The 2,409-nt window shown below is 44.9% G+C and carries 2 protein-coding genes; both read left to right on the top strand.

Annotated elements, in window-relative coordinates; all coding sequences use genetic code 11:
* Window positions 1-123 precede the first annotated feature (123 nt).
* Window positions 124-1,305: an RHS repeat-associated core domain-containing protein gene (locus ACVBEJ_RS14470; RefSeq protein ID WP_447130343.1), complete on the top strand. Its 1,182-nt coding sequence runs from the start codon at window positions 124-126 to the stop codon at window positions 1,303-1,305.
* Between the two features lie 122 nt (window positions 1,306-1,427).
* Window positions 1,428-2,195, top strand: a complete 768-nt coding sequence (locus ACVBEJ_RS14465) for a hypothetical protein (protein WP_447130342.1) — start codon at window positions 1,428-1,430, stop codon at window positions 2,193-2,195.
* Window positions 2,196-2,409: the final 214 nt, after the last annotated feature.

The following is a 2,409-nucleotide window of genomic DNA, read 5'->3' as shown; positions in this document are numbered from 1 at the left end:
CGTCTGGGGATTTTTTGGGGTATGGTCGTAAAGCCTTCGCGCGATTGCTCTTTAACACCTTGATGCCTCTGGGGAAAACCGCCTTCGCCTACGACAAGTGCGTCGGGGTCATTAAATGGTCGCATTTACGATCCGAAGATTGCCAGGTTCCTTCAGGCCGACCCATTCATACAAGACCCGATGATGACGCAGAGTCTGAATCGGTACAGTTATGTCTGGAACAATCCTTTAAATGCAACTGATCCAAGTGGATATTTTGTAGGCCAGTTACTCAGTAGCTATATCCTGAAAAAAACCATACAGAGCAGCTGGATCGGCAAAAATGTTATTCAGCCAGCACTGCAATACATCTCTAGTAAACCGATACTCAATGCGGTTGTGACTATTGTGATTGCCTATTATGGCGGTGCAAGTGCTGTCGCGGCATACAGTGAAGCTGTTACCTATGCGAATGGAGGCAGCTTGCTTGATGGCGTCAAAGCAGGGGCAATCTCATTTGCGCAATCGTACGTGTTCTCGCAGATAGGTGGTGCAGATTTAAGCGCACCAGAGCGGATATTTGCTCATGCTGTGGCTGGCGGAGTGTTTTCTGAATTACAAGGCGGAAAATTTGGTCACGGGTTCGTAAGTGCTGGCTTAACTAAGGCATTTACGAGTTATATAGGATTTGATTATAGCGACGGGAGTACTGCAGCGGTTATAGGTCGTACGACAGTGGCTGCGATTGTTGGCGGCACAATATCTGAGTTAACAGGAGGGAAGTTTGGTAATGGGGCGGCTACTGCTGCTATTGCCCATTTGTTTAATGCAGAGCTAAGTGCAGCAGAGCATAGAAAGCGTTTTGCAAAAGGCACTTCTGGTAAAGGGCATCATTGGGTCCCAGGCGGCTCCCTCAATGATTTAGACGTTTCAGATGATGCTAGGTCTGTATTTGGGCAGTCGGTAAGTGGAGAAAAACTTCCCAGAGAGGTTCACCAGTGGGACAAGACGCACAAGAAATACAACCTTGCAGTGAGGCAAGAGCTGGCGGCATTTGCGGCAGAAAATGATATAGATCTATCAAGAATGACGAAGTCTGAAGCAAAAGCTTTTGTGAATAGAGTGCGCACATCGAACAATCCGAATATTAGAATCCTTGTGAGAAGGATTGATCGCTTCAATTCATTCAGCGCTGCTCAGAAGAGGAGGTTTTGGTTTGCTAGTAAGATGGGGCTTGCTGGTGCAGCAGAGGCATTTTATCCCTCTCCAATGAGGATCCCACAATGCTTGCTTGATCCAAGTTCTCCAGGTTGTCAGCACATGTAAATTGAGGACTCGACTTGATAACGAGAGACAGGATGATTGGGGTGTGTATCCCTAAAATCCCTTACTACTGGGAGTTTATAGAAAGCTGTGGTGTTCATTCTTGCTTCGTGAACGAAGACATAATGAATGCTATTTGCTCAGAAGAGCAGTTATTTATCCATAAGGAGTATTTGAAAGAGTATGCAAAAGAGGTTTTTCTTTCAGAAAAGCCTCTGTCGGTTCTCACTGTTGATGGTTATAAATTTAATTCGAAATTTTTGATGGCCTTGAGCAAAGACCGTAAAAGTCGATATGGAAAACTGTCTAGATTAAATGTATGGGATGAAACATATAAGTTCCAATTAGATCCCTGTTTGAGGGAACTTCTATATGATAAGAAAGGCACCGCGAGTAAGGCTAGAGATGAACAGTTTGCTGAACGAAGAGCTAAGGAGCTATCTCGGTCTCTTGGTTGTGTTACCTCTGAATTGAAGCATGCGTTAATTGGCCAGAATTTTGACTCTATCTGGGGTTTTGTAGTTAGTGAAATATTTTTAGGTGTGCCTTTTGAGCGATTTATGTCTTATGAAACAGAAGGGGATAAACTTTTAGTTCGTGTTCAGATAGTTGATGGTGAAATTTTAGAAGTGACTTTTTTACTTCAGTTGGATTTTATAGAACTCGAAAATGAGTTTATTGGGGCATTGAGCGTGTCTGTTAGGGTGGCTTCATCCGGTGAAACTGTTAATTTATCTGTTGGCTTTTTATCTATGCTTCCAAATAATTTTGATGACGTAAAGAGCTTTGAGAGTACAGAGGAGTTTTGTGTGCTGGTAAAAGCATGGAAGGTACTTCCTGTGATAATTAATGATTTGCGAAAAGGTGGGAGATCTATTGAAAATCCCTCCTGATTTATAGCTGAGAAACCCCACCCAACGCCCCGCCATTGATCTGCCGGGGCGTTATTTTTGGTCGGTTGCTGGCAGGGGATTACCCGCCCATCTGAATCAGCCGCTCCCTCAGCCGTTGCTGCCGCTGTTTGATAATCGAAAGCACCTGCCCCAGCCCAACCAGGCTGTGCGGCGGCAGCTCAAACCGGCTGACCATCTCCGCCATGATGCCCTC

This window comes from Porticoccus sp. GXU_MW_L64, assembly GCF_052983295.1.
This window is presented reverse-complemented; position numbering and strand designations above follow the sequence as displayed.

Excerpts from the sequence above, each read along its gene's own strand:
- ACVBEJ_RS14465 (WP_447130342.1), top strand. The coding sequence starts at position 1,428 with ATGAATGCTATTTGCTCAGAAGAGCAGTTATTTATCCATAAGGAGTAT.